Origin of the sequence: Silvania confinis, assembly GCF_025564085.1 — a bacterium.
Lineage (GTDB): Bacteria > Pseudomonadota > Gammaproteobacteria > Enterobacterales > Enterobacteriaceae > Enterobacter > Enterobacter confinis.
Genome location: NZ_JAMGZJ010000076.1, coordinates 281,231 through 297,403, shown reverse-complemented (window position 1 = coordinate 297,403; position 16,173 = coordinate 281,231). Strand labels below are relative to the sequence as shown.

The 16,173-nt window shown below is 55.2% G+C and carries 17 protein-coding genes; 10 read left to right on the top strand and 7 right to left on the bottom strand.

The window, feature by feature from the left end; translation table 11 throughout:
- The first annotated feature begins 50 nt into the window (after positions 1–50).
- Positions 51–1,496 carry a metalloprotease TldD gene (tldD, locus tag M8013_RS13770; protein ID WP_271268362.1) on the top strand — a complete coding sequence of 482 codons (1,446 nt, stop codon included), beginning with the start codon at positions 51–53 and terminating at the stop codon, positions 1,494–1,496.
- A gap of 37 nt (positions 1,497–1,533) precedes the next feature.
- Here tldD and aaeR read toward each other — a convergent pair whose 3' ends face one another.
- Positions 1,534–2,457: an HTH-type transcriptional activator AaeR gene (gene aaeR, locus M8013_RS13765; RefSeq protein ID WP_271268361.1), complete on the bottom strand. Its 924-nt coding sequence runs from the start codon at positions 2,455–2,457 to the stop codon at positions 1,534–1,536.
- Between the two features lie 180 nt (positions 2,458–2,637).
- Between aaeR and aaeX the strand changes: the two genes are divergently transcribed.
- The 5 genes from aaeX (at position 2,638) to M8013_RS13740 (ending at position 7,613) form a co-directional block, all read left to right on the top strand.
- Positions 2,638–2,841 carry a p-hydroxybenzoic acid efflux pump operon protein AaeX gene (gene aaeX / locus M8013_RS13760; protein WP_271268360.1) on the top strand — a complete coding sequence of 68 codons (204 nt, stop codon included), beginning with the start codon at positions 2,638–2,640 and terminating at the stop codon, positions 2,839–2,841.
- Positions 2,842–2,848: 7 nt separating this feature from the next.
- Complete coding sequence (aaeA, locus tag M8013_RS13755; RefSeq protein ID WP_271268359.1) at positions 2,849–3,781, top strand: p-hydroxybenzoic acid efflux pump subunit AaeA; 933 nt, start codon at positions 2,849–2,851, stop codon at positions 3,779–3,781.
- 5 nt (positions 3,782–3,786) lie between these two features.
- Positions 3,787–5,754, top strand: coding sequence for a p-hydroxybenzoic acid efflux pump subunit AaeB (gene aaeB, locus M8013_RS13750; RefSeq protein WP_271268358.1), 1,968 nt, complete (start codon positions 3,787–3,789; stop codon positions 5,752–5,754).
- 86 nt (positions 5,755–5,840) lie between these two features.
- The gene (locus tag M8013_RS13745) at positions 5,841–7,295 is read left to right on the top strand and encodes an NAD-dependent succinate-semialdehyde dehydrogenase (RefSeq protein WP_271268357.1); all 1,455 of its coding nucleotides are present in this window, start codon (positions 5,841–5,843) and stop codon (positions 7,293–7,295) included.
- 45 nt (positions 7,296–7,340) lie between these two features.
- Positions 7,341–7,613 (top strand): barstar family protein, encoded by a 273-nt coding sequence (locus M8013_RS13740; protein ID WP_271268356.1) that lies wholly within the window; start codon positions 7,341–7,343, stop codon positions 7,611–7,613.
- A 58-nt stretch (positions 7,614–7,671) separates the two neighbouring features.
- Here M8013_RS13740 and yhcN (M8013_RS13735) read toward each other — a convergent pair whose 3' ends face one another.
- From yhcN (M8013_RS13735) to argR, 3 genes are all read right to left on the bottom strand, one after another.
- A complete protein-coding gene (gene yhcN / locus M8013_RS13735) occupies positions 7,672–7,938 on the bottom strand; it encodes a peroxide/acid stress response protein YhcN (RefSeq protein ID WP_271268355.1) in 267 nt (88 codons plus the stop codon).
- Between the two features lie 104 nt (positions 7,939–8,042).
- Positions 8,043–8,306: a peroxide/acid stress response protein YhcN gene (yhcN, locus tag M8013_RS13730; RefSeq protein WP_271268354.1), complete on the bottom strand. Its 264-nt coding sequence runs from the start codon at positions 8,304–8,306 to the stop codon at positions 8,043–8,045.
- A 379-nt stretch (positions 8,307–8,685) separates the two neighbouring features.
- On the bottom strand, positions 8,686–9,156 hold the full coding sequence (gene argR / locus M8013_RS13725) for a transcriptional regulator ArgR (protein ID WP_271268353.1): 471 nt from the start codon (positions 9,154–9,156) through the stop codon (positions 8,686–8,688).
- Between the two features lie 404 nt (positions 9,157–9,560).
- On the opposite strand from argR, the gene mdh reads away from it, so the two are divergent.
- Positions 9,561–10,499: a malate dehydrogenase gene (mdh, locus tag M8013_RS13720; RefSeq protein ID WP_271268352.1), complete on the top strand. Its 939-nt coding sequence runs from the start codon at positions 9,561–9,563 to the stop codon at positions 10,497–10,499.
- Positions 10,500–10,566: 67 nt separating this feature from the next.
- Here the strand turns inward: mdh and degS are convergent, their stop codons facing one another.
- From degS to zapG, 3 genes are all read right to left on the bottom strand, one after another.
- Complete coding sequence (gene degS, locus M8013_RS13715; protein ID WP_271268351.1) at positions 10,567–11,634, bottom strand: outer membrane-stress sensor serine endopeptidase DegS; 1,068 nt, start codon at positions 11,632–11,634, stop codon at positions 10,567–10,569.
- Between the two features lie 88 nt (positions 11,635–11,722).
- Positions 11,723–13,087 carry a serine endoprotease DegQ gene (degQ, locus tag M8013_RS13710; RefSeq protein ID WP_271268350.1) on the bottom strand — a complete coding sequence of 455 codons (1,365 nt, stop codon included), beginning with the start codon at positions 13,085–13,087 and terminating at the stop codon, positions 11,723–11,725.
- 169 nt (positions 13,088–13,256) lie between these two features.
- Complete coding sequence (zapG, locus tag M8013_RS13705; RefSeq protein ID WP_271268349.1) at positions 13,257–13,655, bottom strand: Z-ring associated protein ZapG; 399 nt, start codon at positions 13,653–13,655, stop codon at positions 13,257–13,259.
- Between the two features lie 190 nt (positions 13,656–13,845).
- On the opposite strand from zapG, the gene zapE reads away from it, so the two are divergent.
- From zapE to rpsI, 3 genes are all read left to right on the top strand, one after another.
- Positions 13,846–14,973 (top strand): cell division protein ZapE, encoded by a 1,128-nt coding sequence (gene zapE / locus M8013_RS13700; RefSeq protein ID WP_271268348.1) that lies wholly within the window; start codon positions 13,846–13,848, stop codon positions 14,971–14,973.
- A gap of 289 nt (positions 14,974–15,262) precedes the next feature.
- Positions 15,263–15,691, top strand: a complete 429-nt coding sequence (gene rplM / locus M8013_RS13695) for a 50S ribosomal protein L13 (RefSeq protein ID WP_271268347.1) — start codon at positions 15,263–15,265, stop codon at positions 15,689–15,691.
- 15 nt (positions 15,692–15,706) lie between these two features.
- On the top strand, positions 15,707–16,099 hold the full coding sequence (gene rpsI / locus M8013_RS13690; RefSeq protein WP_064543072.1) for a 30S ribosomal protein S9: 393 nt from the start codon (positions 15,707–15,709) through the stop codon (positions 16,097–16,099).
- Positions 16,100–16,173: the final 74 nt, after the last annotated feature.

The following is a 16,173-nucleotide window of genomic DNA, read 5'->3' as shown; positions in this document are numbered from 1 at the left end:
ATAAGATCTTAGAAACGTCCTGTGGACGGCAACGAACGAGTAGCAAAACGATGAGTCTGAACCTGGTAAGTGAACATCTGCTGGCAGCGAACGGCCTGAGCCATCAGGACCTGTTTTCCATTCTTGGTCAACTGACCGAGCGCCGTCTCGACTACGGCGATCTCTACTTTCAGTCGAGCTATCACGAATCCTGGGTTTTAGAAGACAGCATCATCAAGGATGGCTCCTATAACATCGACCAGGGTGTCGGTGTCCGCGCCATCAGTGGTGAGAAAACCGGTTTTGCCTATGCCGATCAGATCAGCCTGACTGCGCTGCAGCAGAGCGCTCAGGCGGCGCGCACCATCGTGCGTGACAGCGGTGACGGTCGCGTGAAGACGCTGGGCGAAATTCAGCATTCGGCGCTGTATACCAGCATCGACCCGCTGCAAAGCTTAAGCCGCGAAGATAAGCTCGATATTCTGCGCCGCGTCGACAAAGTAGCCCGTGCGGAAGATAAGCGCGTGCAGGAAGTGTCTGCCAGCCTGAGCGGGGTGTATGAGCTGATTCTGGTGGCCGCAACGGACGGGACTCTTGCCGCCGACGTGCGCCCGTTAGTGCGTTTGTCCGTTAGCGTGCTGGTGGAAGACGACGGTAAACGTGAGCGCGGTTCAAGCGGTGGCGGTGGTCGTTTTGGTTACGAATGGTTCCTCGGTCAGGAAGAGGGTGAAGTCCGTGCCGATGCGTGGGCGAAAGAAGCCGTGCGTATGGCGCTGGTTAACCTGTCTGCCGTGGCAGCACCTGCGGGTACGATGCCGGTGGTGCTGGGTGCTGGTTGGCCGGGCGTGCTGCTGCACGAAGCGGTCGGTCACGGTCTGGAAGGCGATTTCAACCGTCGCGGCACCTCGGTATTCAGTGGTCATATGGGTGAGCTGGTCGCGTCTGAGCTCTGCACCGTGGTCGATGACGGCACCATGACCGATCGTCGTGGCTCTGTGTCTATCGACGATGAAGGGACGCCGGGTCAGTACAACGTGCTGATCGAAAATGGCATCCTGAAAGGCTATATGCAGGACAAACTGAATGCGCGCCTGATGGGCGTTGCGCCAACCGGTAACGGCCGTCGCGAATCTTACGCGCACCTGCCAATGCCGCGCATGACCAACACCTATATGCTGGCGGGCAAGTCCACACCGCAGGAGATTATCGAATCGGTTGATTACGGGATCTTCGCGCCAAACTTTGGCGGCGGTCAGGTGGATATCACCTCCGGTAAATTTGTCTTCTCGACCTCAGAAGCCTATCTGATCGAGAAAGGCAAAGTGACCAAAGCGGTGAAGGGCGCGACCTTGATTGGTTCGGGCATCGAAGCGATGCAGCAGATCTCGATGGTCGGTAACGACCTGAAGCTGGATAACGGCGTAGGCGTGTGCGGCAAAGAAGGCCAGAGCCTGCCTGTGGGCGTCGGTCAGCCGACCCTGAAAGTGGACAATCTGACCGTCGGCGGTACCGCGTAATTGTGCATTGAGAAGCCCTCTGCCCGAGGGCTTCTGTTCACTCCTTCCTGCCTCGCATCTCCTGAAACAGCTTTGCGACCTCGACAAAATAATCCGTCAGATAGTTAATGCACACCTGCACCTTTAGTGGGAGCTTGTCTTTTTCTGTGTACACCGCATACACCGGACGCGGATCTGACTGGTAGCGTGGGAATAGGATCTCCAGCTCACCGCTGTTGATCTCGTTGATCACCCACATCAGTGGGACGTAAGCGATCCCGGCGCCCGCCACCAGCCAGCGGGAAATGGTCATCGGATCGTTGGTCACGAAGCGGCCCTGCGGAAGCAGGGTAGTGGAAAGTCCTTCGGGGGCAATCAGCTCAAATTCATTATCCGGACGCACGCTGTACTCTAGCCAGGCGTGATTAGCGAGATCGGCCGGTTTCTCCGGGATCCCCGCGCGCGTCAGATACTTTTTCGCCGCGCAGACCACCATGGGCATGCTGCCCAGTCGGCGCGAGAAGAGGCTCGAATCCTGCAGCGCACCCACGCGGATTACCACATCGAGCCCGTCGGCAATCAGATCCGGAGCAGGGATCCCGGTAACTAAATTCACCGTCAGTCCAGGATACTCCTGCAGCATATCGGCGGTCATCGCAGCCAGGACATTTTGTGCCATAGTTGATGAACACCCGATGCGCAGGGTGCCGATGGGGGTGTTATTGAAGGCGTAGAGTTGCTCATGTACTGCCTGAGCCTCATACAGCATCCGCCGACAGCCCTGGTAATAAATTTTACCGGCTTCCGTCAGACCGATGCTGCGAGTGCTGCGGTTGAGCAGCTTCACCTGGAGATCATTTTCCAGTTTTGCCACTGTCTGGCTGATCGATGAGACGCTCATCTGTAATTGCCTGGCGGCAGCGGTAAAAGACCCCAGCTCAACCACTTTGGCAAAAACTGACATTCGTTTAAGACGTTCCATTGTTCACTCTGGCTTAAAAGTGATTTAGATCACATATGATAGATAACAGCATAACAGTTACGCTAATATATTATTCATACATTATAGCGACACCACTCTCGCCCCGGCTGTTCTTGCTGCTTTTGCGGTGGTGTAAGCATAAAAATTCTGTCGCCTGCTCGCTCTCTAATCAAGGTCAACATGAGTCTGTTTCCCGTTATCGTGGCGTTCGGTTTATCGTTCCCACCGATATTTTTCGAACTGCTTTTATCACTGGCGATTTTCTGGCTGGTGCGAAAGGTGCTGGCTCCTACCGGGATCTATGATTTCGTCTGGCACCCTGCATTGTTCAATTCTGCGCTGTATTGCTGCCTGTTCTATCTGGTATCGCGGCTGTTTGTTTGAGGTAGATGTGAAAACGCTAACAAAAAAAATCTCCCGTACCGCCATCACCATGGCGTTAGTTATCCTCGCGTTCATCGCGATTTTTCGCGCGTGGGTCTTTTACACTGAATCGCCCTGGACGCGTGATGCACGCTTTAGCGCCGACATAGTGGCGATTGCCCCGGATGTGGCGGGGCTTATCACCGCAGTGAACGTGCATGACAATCAGCTGGTCAAAAAGGATCAGGTCCTGTTTACCGTCGATCAGCCGCGTTACCAAAAAGCGCTGGAAGAGGCTGAAGCCGACGTGTCCTACTACACGGCGCTGGCTTCAGAGAAGCGCCGGGAGGCAGGCCGTCGTAACAAGCTGGGGGTGCTGGCGATGTCCCGCGAGGAGATCGACCAATCTAACAACCTGCTGCAAACCGTGCTGCATCAGCAGGCGAAAGCCGAAGCGACGCGCGATCTGGCGAAGCTCGACCTTGAGCGTACGGTGATCCGCGCACCGGCTGATGGCTGGGTGACCAACCTTAACGTCTATACCGGCGAATTTATTACCCGTGGCTCCCCTGCTGTGGCGCTGGTCAAACAGCACTCCTTCTATGTTCTCGCCTATATGGAAGAGACCAAGCTGGAAAATGTCCGTCCCGGCTACCGGGTGGAGATCACCCCGCTTGGCAGTAACCGCGTCATGAAGGGGACAGTCGACAGCGTAGCGGCAGGGGTGACCAACTCCAGCGCCACCCGTGACAGTAAAGGGATGGCGACGGTGGACTCCAATCTTGAATGGGTACGCCTTGCCCAGCGCGTGCCGGTACGCATCCGTCTGGACGATCAGCGAGGCAATATCTGGCCGGCGGGCACCACCGCGACGGTGGTGATCACCGGTGAGAAAGACCGCGATGCCAGCCACGACTCGCTGTTCCGCAAAATTGCCCATCGCCTGCGCGAATTCGGGTAATCGCTATGGGTGTTTTTACTATCGCCAGCCAGCACCTGCGTTTTGCGGTTAAGCTGGCCAGCGCCATCGTGCTGGCGCTGTTTGTCGGGTTCCACTTTCAGCTGGAAACGCCTCGCTGGGCGGTACTGACGGCGGCACTCGTTGCTGCGGGCCCGGCCTTTGCGGCAGGGGGTGAACCCTATGCTGGCGCAATTCGCTATCGTGGGATGCTGCGTATTGTCGGTACCTTTATTGGCTGTATTGCCGCGCTAACGATCATTATTCTGATGATCCGCACTCCGCTGTTGATGCTCATGGTGTGCTGCATCTGGGCCGGTTTCTGCACCTGGATCTCTTCGCTGGTGCGGGTTGAAAACTCCTATGCGTGGGGGCTTTCTGGCTACACGGCGCTGATCATCGTCATCACTATTCAGGCCAACCCGCTGCTGACTCCGCAGTTTGCGCTGGAACGCTGCAGCGAGATCGTATTGGGGATCGTCTGCGCGATCGTCGCGGATCTGCTGTTCTCCCCGCGCTCGATCAAGCAGGAAGTGGATCGGGAGCTGGATGCGCTGATCGTTGCCCAATACCAGCTGATGCAATTGTGCATCAAGCACGGTGACAGCGAAGAGATGGATAACGCCTGGGGCGCTCTGGTGCGCCGCACTGCCGCGCTCGAAGGGATGCGCAGCAATCTGAATATGGAGTCTTCCCGCTGGTCGCGGGCCAACCGTCGCCTGAAAGCAATCAATACAGTGTCGCTGACCCTGATCACCCAGGCCTGCGAAACCTACCTGATCCAGAACGCGCGGCCGGAGGCGGTCACGGATACCTTCCGCGAACTGTTCGAAACCCCGGTCGCCACCGTTCAGGACGTGCATAAACAGCTGAAACGTATGCGGCGGGTGATCGCCTGGACCGGTGAGCGCGATACCCCCGTGACCCTCTACAGCTGGGTCGGGGCGGCGACGCGCTATCTGCTGCTCAAACGCGGCGTGGTCAGCAACACCAAAATCAGCGCGACGGAAGAAGAAGTGCTGCAGGGCGAAGTGGTGATCAAAGCGGAGTCGGCGGAACGCCATCACGCGATGGTCAACTTCTGGCGTACAACCCTTGCCTGTATGCTCGGCACGCTGTTCTGGCTGTGGACTGGCTGGACCTCCGGCAGCGGCGCGATGGTAATGATTGCCGTGGTCACGTCGCTGGCGATGCGCTTACCCAATCCGCGAATGGTGGCGCTCGATTTTCTGTACGGCACGCTGGCGGCACTCCCGCTGGGGGCGTTCTATTTTCTGGTGGTGTTGCCGTCCACCCAGCAAAGCATGCTGCTGCTGTGCATCAGTCTTGCGGTGATGGCCTTCTTTATTGGTATCGAAGTGCAGAAGCGACGCCTCGGCTCGCTGGGGGCGCTGGCGAGTACGATCAATATTCTGGTGCTGGACAACCCGATGACGTTTCACTTCAGCCAGTTTCTGGACAGCGCGCTGGGACAAATCGTCGGCTGTTTCCTGGCGATGATGGTGATCCTGCTGGTGCGAGACAACTCTCAGGCGCGAACCGCCCGGGTGCTGCTGAACCAGTTTGTCTTTGCCGCGGTGTCGGCGATGACCACCAACACCGCCCGACGTAAAGAGAACCATCTGCCTGCGCTTTATCAACAGCTCTTTTTACTGCTGACGAAATTCCCGGGCGATATCGCGAAGTTTCGCCTGGCGCTAACGCTTATCATCGCGCACCAGCGCCTGCGTAATGCGCCGGTGCCGGTCAACGACGACCTTTCGGCTTTCCATCACCAGCTTCGGCGCACCGCCGATCGGGTCATCGGTGCCTCGAATGATGACAAGCGGCGACGCTATTTTGTTCAGCTGCTGGAAGAGCTTGATATCTATCAGGAGAAACTGCGGATCTGGGACGCGCCGCTGCAGGTCACGGAGCCGGTTACAAGGTTGGTGGGGATGCTGCATCGCTACCAGCATGCGCTGATCGACAGCTGATGACCCTGAAAACCGACGCCAGAAACGTCGGTTTTTTTGTGGCTATACTTACCGGGCAAGCTCATAAATCCAGAAAGGGAGGATACATGACTACCCAGGCTCTCCAGGACAGTGCGCTCTTTCAGACCGGCTATCTGGTCGATGGCGTATGGAAAACCCTCGATACCACCTTTGACGTGCTTAACCCGGCGACCGGAGCGGTGATCGCCCAGGTGGCGAAAGCCGGTAAACAAGAGACAGAAGAGGCCATCGCCGCCGCGAGCCGTGCTTTCCCGGCGTGGCGCGCCAAAACCGCTAAAGAGCGATCGACCATTCTCTATCGTTGGTACGAACTGATCATTGAGAACAAGCAATGGCTTGGCCAGTTGATGACCACCGAACAGGGCAAGCCGCTGAAAGAAGCGGAAGGTGAGGTGGAGTACGCAGCCAGCTTTATTCAGTGGTTTGCTGAGCAGGCCAAGCGTGCAAACGGCGAAATCATCCCGCCTGCTAAAGCGGGCTCCCGGATTCTGGCAACGCGTGAGCCGATTGGCGTGGTTGCTGCCATTACGCCGTGGAACTTCCCGATGGCGATGCTGACCCGCAAGCTTGGCCCGGCACTGGCCGCAGGCTGTACCGGGGTAATTAAACCGGCGAACAACACCCCGCTCAGCGCGTTTGCGCTGCTCACCCTCGCAAAACAGGCGGGCGTCCCTGATGGGGTGCTCAATGCGGTGGCGGGCAACACTCAGCAGATCAGCGATGCGATCATGGCCAGCCACGAGGTACGGAAAATCTCGTTTACCGGGTCGACGGCAGTAGGCAAAACGCTGGTACGTAATGCCGCCGAGACCATGAAAAAAGTCTCTATGGAGCTGGGCGGTAATGCGCCGTATATCGTCTTTGACGATGCCGATATCGATGCCGCAGTAAAAGGCGCCATCGCCAACAAATTCCGCAATGCGGGCCAGGTCTGCGTCAGCGTTAACCGTTTCTACATCCATGAGTCGGTGTATGACGATTTCGTCAGCAAGCTTGCCTCGGCGGTGACGGCATTGAAAGTAGGTAACGGGCTGGAGGAGAGCACGGTTGTCGGGCCGCTGATTGAGCCTGCGGCAGTGACCAAGGTTCGCGAGCACGTTGAAGATGCGGTGGAGAAAGGGGCGACTGTCCTCGCGGGCGGTCAAGCACATGCCCTGGGCGGCAACTTCTGGCAGCCGACGGTACTGGGGGATTGTCATGAGGGGATGAAGCTTGCCAGCGAAGAAACCTTTGGCCCGGTAGCTGCCTGCTTCCGCTTTACCTCTGAAGATGAGGTGATTCAGCGTGCCAATAATACCCCCTTTGGTCTGGCGGCTTATTTCTATACGCAGAATCTGCAGCGCGTATTTCGTGTCTCACAGGCTATCGAGAGCGGGATGATCGGCGTTAACGAGTGCGCGGTCTCTACTGAGCTTGGGCCGTTTGGCGGCGTCAAAGAGTCGGGCCTGGGGCGAGAAGGGTCGGTACTGGGACTGGAGGAGTTCCTGGAAGTGAAAACCCTGCACATCGGGGGATTATAATCGACAGGGCGGCATCAGCCGCCCAGCTGGACGGGGTGGCTGGCAATGAATATCTATACGTTTGATTTTGATGAAATCGACAGTCAGGAAGACTTCTATCGTGAGTTTTCACGATCTTTCGGCATTGAACGGGGAAGGGTGGCTAACCTGGACTCACTGTGGGAGGTGGTGATGGGCAATCAACTCCCGCTCCCGCTGGAGATCGAGTTTGTTCATTTAGCGGAAAAGCAGCGCAGGCGGTTTGGCGCGTTGATTTTGCTGTTTGATGAGGCAGAAGAAGAGCTGGAAGGTCAAATTCGCTTCAACGTTCGTCCGTAAAAGCCATAAAAAAGCCCCTGACAGGCAGGGGCAAGTCGTAGGTCAATACGACGAGGGTTTATTTGTACAGCTCAGCCGTTGCGTGCCAATGGTCGCCCGAGCTCAGCTCGGTGACGCGATAGCTGCTGGCACCGGCTTTTTCAGCTTTTGCCGCCAGTGCCTGACGGACATCCATTGGCGAGCCGGACATTTCAGTGACGGAGATGCTACCCATTGATTGCAGGCTTTGCGCCTGATCCGTGTTCACTTGATGCACAGCTGCGCTGGCACCGAAAGAGAGAACGGAAGCTAAACCGAGAGTGGCGATGATTAATTTAGTGTTCATGGTCTTTACTCCTTAATCGGGTCAAATCAACGACGAGAAGGGTTGTACTGCTATTTTTATGCCTGGTGTCGTTGAGTCGTTATTTCGTTTTTACTCAGCAGAACTTATTTGTACAGTTCAGCTGTTGCATGCCAGTGGTCGCCAGTACGCGCTTCAATTACGCGGTAGGAAGAGGCACCTTGTTCTTGCGCTTTTTTGTTCAGCATCTGGTTCATATCCATTGGCGATGCAGCGACTGCGCCGATAGAGACTGTACCGATAGCTTCGCGGGACTGAGCCTGTTCAGCATTGATAGAGTCGGCAGCAAATGCACCGAAAGACAGGACAGACAGAACGCTCAGCGCGGCAACAGTTGTTTTGATTTTCATGATTATTTTTCCTCGTCATATTCTTTTACTGGGGTCGGTGTTTCGTGACCCTCATCACAAAATCAAGTATACACTAATCACGTAAAAAATTAATACCATGCTAATTATAAACTACGTAATTATGTTTTAAGTGAATGCTGCGTTATAACCAGAGAGAATAAAAACGGCAGGGATTGGGGCGTTAAAGGATAATATATTCAATAAATTCATGAGGATAAGAGGGTTTGATTATTCGTGCGATCGCGGCGTTTGTCATTCACTGGGTGAATGCTTTGAGGCGATAAAACGCACTATTTGTTAAAGGAAAGATAACGGAATGTAGGGTGAAACGAGGCGGGAGCAGAATATCCCCCGCTACAGGTGTAGCAGGGGAAAGGGATCAGAGTTCCTGTTCGAACAACACCAAAATGGCTTCGTAGAGATCTTTCACCGAGAAGCCGTTAGCCGGCGTGGTAAAGATAGTGTCGTCCCCGGCGATAGTCCCCAGAATACCTTCCGCCTTACCTAATGAATCGAGCAGACGGGCAATCAGCTGAGCAGCACCGGGACTGGTATGGATCACCACGACAGCGGCGTTATAGTCGATATCCAGCACCAGATTCTTCAGCGGGCTCGAGGTCGTCGGTACCCCTAACTCAGCAGGCAGGCAGTAGACCATCTCCATTTTGGCGTTGCGGGTACGCACCGCGCCGAATTTGGTTAACATGCGGGAGACTTTCGACTGGTTAATGTTTTCGAAGCCCTCTTCCTGCAGGGCCAGAACGATCTCACCCTGAGAGCTGAATTTTTCTTCTTTAAGCAGCGCTTTGAACGCTTTTACCAATTCTTCTTGTTTAGAAGAGACTCGCATAAATCACCCGAAATATAGCGGTAGAAACAACATTATTATGCACATGGATGAATTTTTATGCAAACTATCTGCCCAATCTTAGGCTGAAATAATGTTATGAAAGGGAGTGATTTTATCAAAATTCGTTATCAAGGAACATGCCTGCGTCACGCCTCGCAAATAAGCTTAAAAGTAAATTAAATGTTATCAAAATGATGTTGTTTTGGTGGCTTGCGTGGGTGTATTGTAACCCCCTCTTGATTCGTTGCTTAGTTAGCGCATAACGCCTGATAGCCTTCCGGCAGATGCAAAAAGCGCGTGACCCCAAATTCTGGAATGTCGAAGATTGTAATTATTGATCTGCTGAATTAAGGTCGCCGCGACGGAGTAACAGAAAGTTAGCTCACCATAATAAGGAGTTTAGGATGAAAGTCGCAGTCCTCGGCGCTGCTGGCGGTATCGGCCAGGCGCTTGCCCTACTACTGAAAACTCAGCTGCCTGCAGGCTCAGAACTCTCCCTGTACGATATTGCTCCGGTAACCCCTGGTGTGGCGGTTGACCTGAGCCACATCCCTACGGCCGTTAAAATTAAAGGCTTCTGCGGTGAAGATGCTCGTCCAGCGCTCGAAGGCGCAGACGTGGTGCTGATCTCCGCAGGTGTTGCGCGTAAACCGGGTATGGATCGCTCCGACCTGTTCAACGTGAACGCCGGTATCGTGAAGAACCTGATCCAACAGGTCGCGACCACTTGTCCGAAAGCCTGCATCGGTATCATCACTAACCCGGTTAACACCACTGTTGCGATTGCCGCGGAAGTGCTGAAGAAAGCGGGTGTTTACGACAAGAACAAACTGTTTGGCGTTACCACGCTGGACATTATCCGCTCCAACACCTTTGTTGCGGAACTGAAAGGCAAACAGCCTACCGAACTGGACGTCCCGGTTATCGGCGGCCACTCTGGCGTGACCATTCTGCCGCTGCTGTCCCAGATCCCGGGCGTGAGCTTCACCGAGCAGGAAGTGGCTGATCTGACCAAACGTATCCAGAACGCCGGCACCGAAGTGGTGGAAGCGAAGGCGGGTGGCGGTTCTGCGACCCTCTCTATGGGCCAGGCAGCAGCCCGTTTCGGTCTGTCTCTGGTGCGTGCGCTGCAGGGCGAGAAAGGCGTCGTGGAATGTGCTTACGTTGAAGGTGACGGCGAGCATGCGCGCTTCTTCTCTCAGCCACTGCTGCTGGGTAAAAACGGCATCGAAGAGCGTCAGTCTATCGGCACCCTGAGTGCGTTTGAGCAGCAGGCGATGGTTGGCATGCTGGACACGCTGAAGAACGATATCGTTCTGGGCGAAGAGTTCGTGAACAAATAAGCGACGCGCTTCCCGCAGGGCAATAAAAAACCGGAGAAATTTCTCCGGTTTTTTTATGTCTGCGGGTTTAGTTGGTTGCCGGGTATTCCTGAATGGTTACCTGCAGCGTCAGTTTCTTATCATCACGCATCACTTCTACCGGGATGATCGAACCGGGTCTGATCTCAGCCACCTGGTCCATGGTTTCCAGCGCCGACAGCGCCGGTTTGCCGTTCACCGAGACGATGACATCGTTGACCAGCATCCCCGCTTCTGCCGCCGGGCCACCGGCCGTCACTTCATTGACCACAATGCCCTGAATCTGATCGATGCCGCCACCCTGGGCATGCAGCGGAGCAATCTCTCGTCCGCCAATGCCGATATAGCCGCGGATCACTCGTCCGTCGCGGATCAGCTTATCCATGATCTTGTTTGCCAGCTGGTATGGGATCGCAAAGCCGATGCCTTCCGGGGTTTCTCCGTCATTGCTCTTATCAAAGGAGAGGGTGTTAATCCCCATCAGTTCGCCCAACGAGTTCACCAGCGCCCCGCCGGAGTTTCCGTGGTTAATGGAGGCGTCCGTTTGCAGGAAGTTCTGTCGTCCGGAGGGGTTCAGGCCGATACGCCCGGTTGCGCTGACAATCCCCTGGGTGATGGTCTGCCCAAGGTTATAGGGGTTGCCGATCGCCAGTACCACGTCGCCAATATGCGGCGCGCGTTTACGGTTAATCGGGATCACCGGCAAACCGCCGGTGGCGGTTATTTTCAGCACTGCCAGGTCGGTAAGATTATCTGAACCCACCAGCAGGGCTTCAAACACGCGGCCATCCTGCAGGGCGACGATGATCTGATCGGCATCGTTGATCACATGTTTGTTGGTAATGATATAGCCGCGTTCATCCATGATCACGCCGGACCCCAGGGTACGGATCTCCAGCTGATTATGGCTGGTGCTGTTCATCCCGCGGTTATAGACGTTAACTACCGCAGGCGCGGCGCGGCGCACCGCCTGATTGTAACTGGCAGGTGTTTCATCCGCGCTATCAAATTGCGGTGCCGCCAGTTGATTAAACTGACGTAAAGAGGGCATGGCGACCAGTAACAGGCCACCGACAACCAGGCCGATGGCGACCGAACGAATGAGCTTTAAAACCATGATACGGGCGTCGTTAAGGGATGATCGCAAGCAGCATAGCATGACTTATCCGGACATCACACGCGGTGATGTCCGGATACATCAATGCTTAACGCAGCAGAATATAAAGAGTGTCATTGCCGCGCACGATCTGCAGGGCGATGATCGACGGTTTGCCCTCCAGCACTTTGCGCATTTCGGCGATAGACTGCACGCGAGTGCGGTTCACCCCGATAATCACATCATCCTGATGAAGCCCTGCCTGAGCGGCCGGACTGCTCTTCTCCACGCTATTGAGGGTAATGCCTTTAGTGCCGTCCTTCAGTTGCCCGTCGCTCAGCGTCGCACCCTGCAGCGCGGGGGCAATCATCTCGGCGCTGGCGGATGACGAGGTGCTTTTATCCAGCGTGACCTGCACGTTAAGTGGTTTTCCGTCGCGCAACAGGCCAAGTTTAACCACGGCGCCCGGCTCAGTGGTGGCGATACGCGAGCGCAGTTCAGCAAAGCTGTTAAGCGGCTTATCATTCAGGCTGACAATCACATCCCCGGACTTCACGCCCGCTTTTGCCGAGCCGGAATTCGGCAATACTTCGCTGACAAAGGCGCCGCGTTGAACGTTCAGGTTAAACGCTTTTGCGATATCTGCGCTCATCTCCATGCCTTTAATACCCAGCAATCCGCGCTTCACTTCGCCAAACTGAATCAGCTGCTGTGCCAGCGTGCGGGCCATGTTGCTGGGGATGGCAAAGCCAATTCCGACGCTACCGCCGCCGGGGGCGAGAATGGCGGTGTTGATGCCGATCAGCTCGCCGTTCAGGTTCAGCAGTGCGCCGCCGGAGTTGCCGCGGTTAATGGAGGCGTCGGTCTGGATAAAGTTTTCCAGCCCTTCAAGGTTTAATCCGCTGCGACCCAGGGCTGAGATGATACCGGAAGTGGCCGTCTGGCCAAGGCCGAACGGGTTACCGACCGCGACGGCGAAATCGCCCACGCGCAGCTTGTCAGAGTCGGCAATCGCCATTTGCGTCAGGCCAGTAGGGTTTTGCAGCTGCAGCAGCGCGATATCGCTCTGATCGTCGCCGCCAATCAGTTTGGCCTCGAATTCGCGACCGTCGTTCATCTGCACGCTGATTTTATCGGCCTGGCTGATGACGTGATTGTTGGTTAGCACGTAGCCTTTCGCCGCATCGATCACCACGCCAGATCCCAGTCCTTCAAAGGGCTGCGCCTGGTCCGGGGCATCATCACCAAAGTACTTCTTTAACTCTTCCGGGACGCGCTGGCTTTGCACGGCGGTACCTTCGACCTTCACGCTCACGACCGCGGGTAAGACTTTTTCCAGCATCGGTGCCAGGCTTGGCAGCGCAGCCTGACCGGGCACCTGCGAAGGGATAGCGGCGGCCACCGAATACGTGGCCGACAGGGATAATCCGATGCTCAATGCTAACGCGCTCAACAGCTGATTTTTCTTGTTCATTTATGCTGGCTCTCGCAACCTGGATGAAGGAATAACGGCCCCAAAACAGTCTGATATTATTGAATTTTAAAATGCCGAACAATGAGGAGTTTGACTAAATAATAGCTGGGGTCGGGAAGAAAGGACGGGCGCAATCGCTGCGCCCGTAAAATATATTTGTGATGTGAGATTAACCGCGTTTTACGCCATTGCGCAGCAGGCCGGACGCGCCATCGGAGTAATCACGTGGCATCTGTACCGGTGCCTGGTCGTTACCGGCTTCGGATTCAGCCAGGCGGTTACGGAATGGGTTGGCTTCCGCGCTCATCTCTGGCAGCAGGCTGCTGGAGCTTTTCGCCATGTGCTGGTAAAGCTGACGGTAATCATCGGCCATGTTGTCCAGCAGCTCGGCGCTGCGGGCAAAGTGGCTTACCAGCTCTTCACGATACTCTTCCAGTTCGGCTTTGTTCTTTTCCAGTTCGTACTGCAAGGCCTGTTGCTGACGCAATTTGCGATTACCAAAACGCATGGCCACAGCACCAATAGCGATGCCGACGACTAAACCGATTAGCGCATATTCCCAGGTCATGAACTTCTCCCGTTATCTTGTGGTTCCGTAGGGTGTTGGCTCGGCTCCATGCCTGTGCCTGATTATGCCACTATAACCGCTATTCCCGTAGAAGTGGAATCCCGCCGTATCATCGCGTACTGTAGAACGGCCTTTTTTTCGTCAACTGTGCAGCCTGACGGGTATTAATTGAAGGAATAACAACAAGATTATGCAAAGCCTCTCCCCGACATCGCGTTACCAGCAGGCCCTGAATGAGGGTTCCCATCAGCCAGACGACGTGCAGCGTGAAGCGGTCAATCGTCTGGACAGCATTTATCAGGCGCTGACGACCCAGCCAACTGCAGAGGTTGCGCCTTCCGGTGGATTAAAAGCGGCGTTTGGCCGGTTGTTGGGGAAAAAAGAGCCGCAAACCATCATGCCAGTGCGCGGCTTATATATGTGGGGCGGCGTCGGGCGGGGCAAAACCTGGCTGATGGATCTGTTTTATCAGAGCCTGCCGGGCACGCGTAAACAGCGTCTGCACTTTCACCGCTTTATGCTGCGGGTACATGAGGAATTGACAGCGTTACAGGGCCACAGCGATCCGTTGGATATCGTAGCCGAGCGTTTTAAAGCCGAAACCGATGTCCTGTGCTTTGATGAGTTTTTTGTCTCCGACATTACCGATGCGATGCTGCTCGGCGGCTTGATGAAAGCGCTGTTTGCCCGCGGTATTACGCTGGTTGCCACCTCCAACATCCCGCCGGATGAACTGTACCGCAACGGTTTACAGCGGGCGCGTTTCCTGCCCGCTATCGATGCAATCAACGCGCATTGCGACATTATGAATGTTGATGCGGGCGTCGATTACCGCCTGCGAACCTTAACTCAGGCTCACCTGTGGCTGTCGCCGTTAAATGACCAGACCCGGCAGCAGATGGATACGCTGTGGCTGGCGCTGGCTGGCAGCAAACGCGAAAACGCCACACTGCTCGAAGTGAACCATCGCCCGCTGCAAACCCTCGGCGAGGTCAATCAAACCCTGGCGGTGTCGTTTGCGACCCTGTGCGTCGATGCCCGCAGCCAGCATGACTATATTGCACTCTCACGCCTGTTCCACACGGTCATGTTGTTCGAGGTGCCGGTACTGACGTCGTTGATGGAGAGCGAAGCCCGCCGCTTTATCGCGCTGGTGGATGAGTTTTACGAGCGCCACGTGAAGCTGGTGGTCAGCGCCGCTGTGCCTTTATATGACGTGTATCAGGGGGAGCGGCTGAAGTTCGAGTTCCAGCGCTGCCTGTCGCGCCTGCAGGAGATGCAAAGCGAAGAGTATCTCAAGCGCGAGCATATGCCATAAATGCCACCTTGAACCTGTGCGAGAAGGGCTGGGGGTGAAGGCACCAGACCGCACTTCTCATCCCCCGGAAAAACCCGGTTCAAATCACAATTAGGGGTCGACCTTTACCCCCGACTTCTCTATAATCTTGCGACCCCACGTTACAAGAAGGTTTTTTCCCAAAACTTTCTCTGCGCCGGCATAGGCTATTCGAAGGGGTAGGTTTGCTGGACAATGTCGTGTGAACCTCAACTACTAAAACGTTTGGGTGTTCACCAACGTGTAACTTATTTACTTGGGTAAGCTTTTAATGAAAACTTTTACAGCTAAACCAGAAACCGTAAAACGCGACTGGTATGTTGTTGACGCGACCGGTAAAACTCTGGGCCGTCTGGCTTCCGAACTGGCTCTTCGCCTGCGCGGTAAGCACAAAGCGGAATACACTCCGCACGTAGATACCGGTGATTACATCATCGTTCTGAACGCTGACAAAGTTGCTGTAACCGGCAACAAGCGTACTGACAAAGTGTACTATCATCACACCGGCCACATCGGCGGTATTAAACAAGCGACCTTTGAAGAGATGATTGCCCGCCGTCCTGAGCGTGTGATTGAAATCGCGGTTAAAGGCATGCTGCCAAAAGGCCCGCTGGGTCGTGCTATGTACCGTAAACTGAAAGTTTACGCAGGTAACGAGCACAACCACGCGGCACAGCAACCGCAAGTTCTTGACATCTAATCGGGATTATAGGCAATGGCTGAAAATCAATACTACGGCACTGGTCGCCGCAAAAGCTCCGCCGCTCGCGTGTTCATCAAACCGGGCAGTGGTAAAATCGTAATCAACCAACGTTCTCTGGAACAGTACTTCGGTCGTGAAACTGCCCGCATGGTAGTTCGTCAGCCGCTGGAACTGGTTGATATGGTTGAGAAATTCGATCTGTACATCACCGTTAAAGGTGGTGGTACTTCTGGTCAGGCTGGTGCGATCCGTCACGGTATCACCCGCGCTCTGATGGAGTACGACGAGTCCCTGCGTGGCGAACTGCGTAAAGCTGGCTTCGTTACTCGTGATGCTCGTGAAGTTGAACGTAAGAAAGTCGGCCTGCGTAAAGCACGTCGTCGTCCTCAGTTCTCCAAACGTTAATTGGTTTCTGCTTCGGCAGACAACAGTTAATGAAAAACCCGCTTCGGCGGGTTTTTTTATGGGTAACGACCAGG

Bases quoted from the DNA above. Each gene is read 5' to 3' on its own strand.
- tldD (WP_271268362.1), top strand. From the start codon at position 51: ATGAGTCTGAACCTGGTAAGTGAACATCTGCTGGCAGCGAACGGCCTG.
- aaeR (WP_271268361.1), bottom strand. From the start codon at position 2,457: ATGGAACGTCTTAAACGAATGTCAGTTTTTGCCAAAGTGGTTGAGCTG.
- aaeX (WP_271268360.1), top strand. From the start codon at position 2,638: ATGAGTCTGTTTCCCGTTATCGTGGCGTTCGGTTTATCGTTCCCACCG.
- aaeB (WP_271268358.1), top strand. From the start codon at position 3,787: ATGGGTGTTTTTACTATCGCCAGCCAGCACCTGCGTTTTGCGGTTAAG.
- M8013_RS13745 (WP_271268357.1), top strand. From the start codon at position 5,841: ATGACTACCCAGGCTCTCCAGGACAGTGCGCTCTTTCAGACCGGCTAT.
- M8013_RS13740 (WP_271268356.1), top strand. From the start codon at position 7,341: ATGAATATCTATACGTTTGATTTTGATGAAATCGACAGTCAGGAAGAC.
- yhcN (WP_271268355.1), bottom strand. From the start codon at position 7,938: ATGAACACTAAATTAATCATCGCCACTCTCGGTTTAGCTTCCGTTCTC.
- yhcN (WP_271268354.1), bottom strand. From the start codon at position 8,306: ATGAAAATCAAAACAACTGTTGCCGCGCTGAGCGTTCTGTCTGTCCTG.
- argR (WP_271268353.1), bottom strand. From the start codon at position 9,156: ATGCGAGTCTCTTCTAAACAAGAAGAATTGGTAAAAGCGTTCAAAGCG.
- mdh (WP_271268352.1), top strand. From the start codon at position 9,561: ATGAAAGTCGCAGTCCTCGGCGCTGCTGGCGGTATCGGCCAGGCGCTT.
- degS (WP_271268351.1), bottom strand. From the start codon at position 11,634: ATGGTTTTAAAGCTCATTCGTTCGGTCGCCATCGGCCTGGTTGTCGGT.
- degQ (WP_271268350.1), bottom strand. From the start codon at position 13,087: ATGAACAAGAAAAATCAGCTGTTGAGCGCGTTAGCATTGAGCATCGGA.
- zapG (WP_271268349.1), bottom strand. From the start codon at position 13,655: ATGACCTGGGAATATGCGCTAATCGGTTTAGTCGTCGGCATCGCTATT.
- zapE (WP_271268348.1), top strand. From the start codon at position 13,846: ATGCAAAGCCTCTCCCCGACATCGCGTTACCAGCAGGCCCTGAATGAG.
- rplM (WP_271268347.1), top strand. From the start codon at position 15,263: ATGAAAACTTTTACAGCTAAACCAGAAACCGTAAAACGCGACTGGTAT.
- rpsI (WP_064543072.1), top strand. From the start codon at position 15,707: ATGGCTGAAAATCAATACTACGGCACTGGTCGCCGCAAAAGCTCCGCC.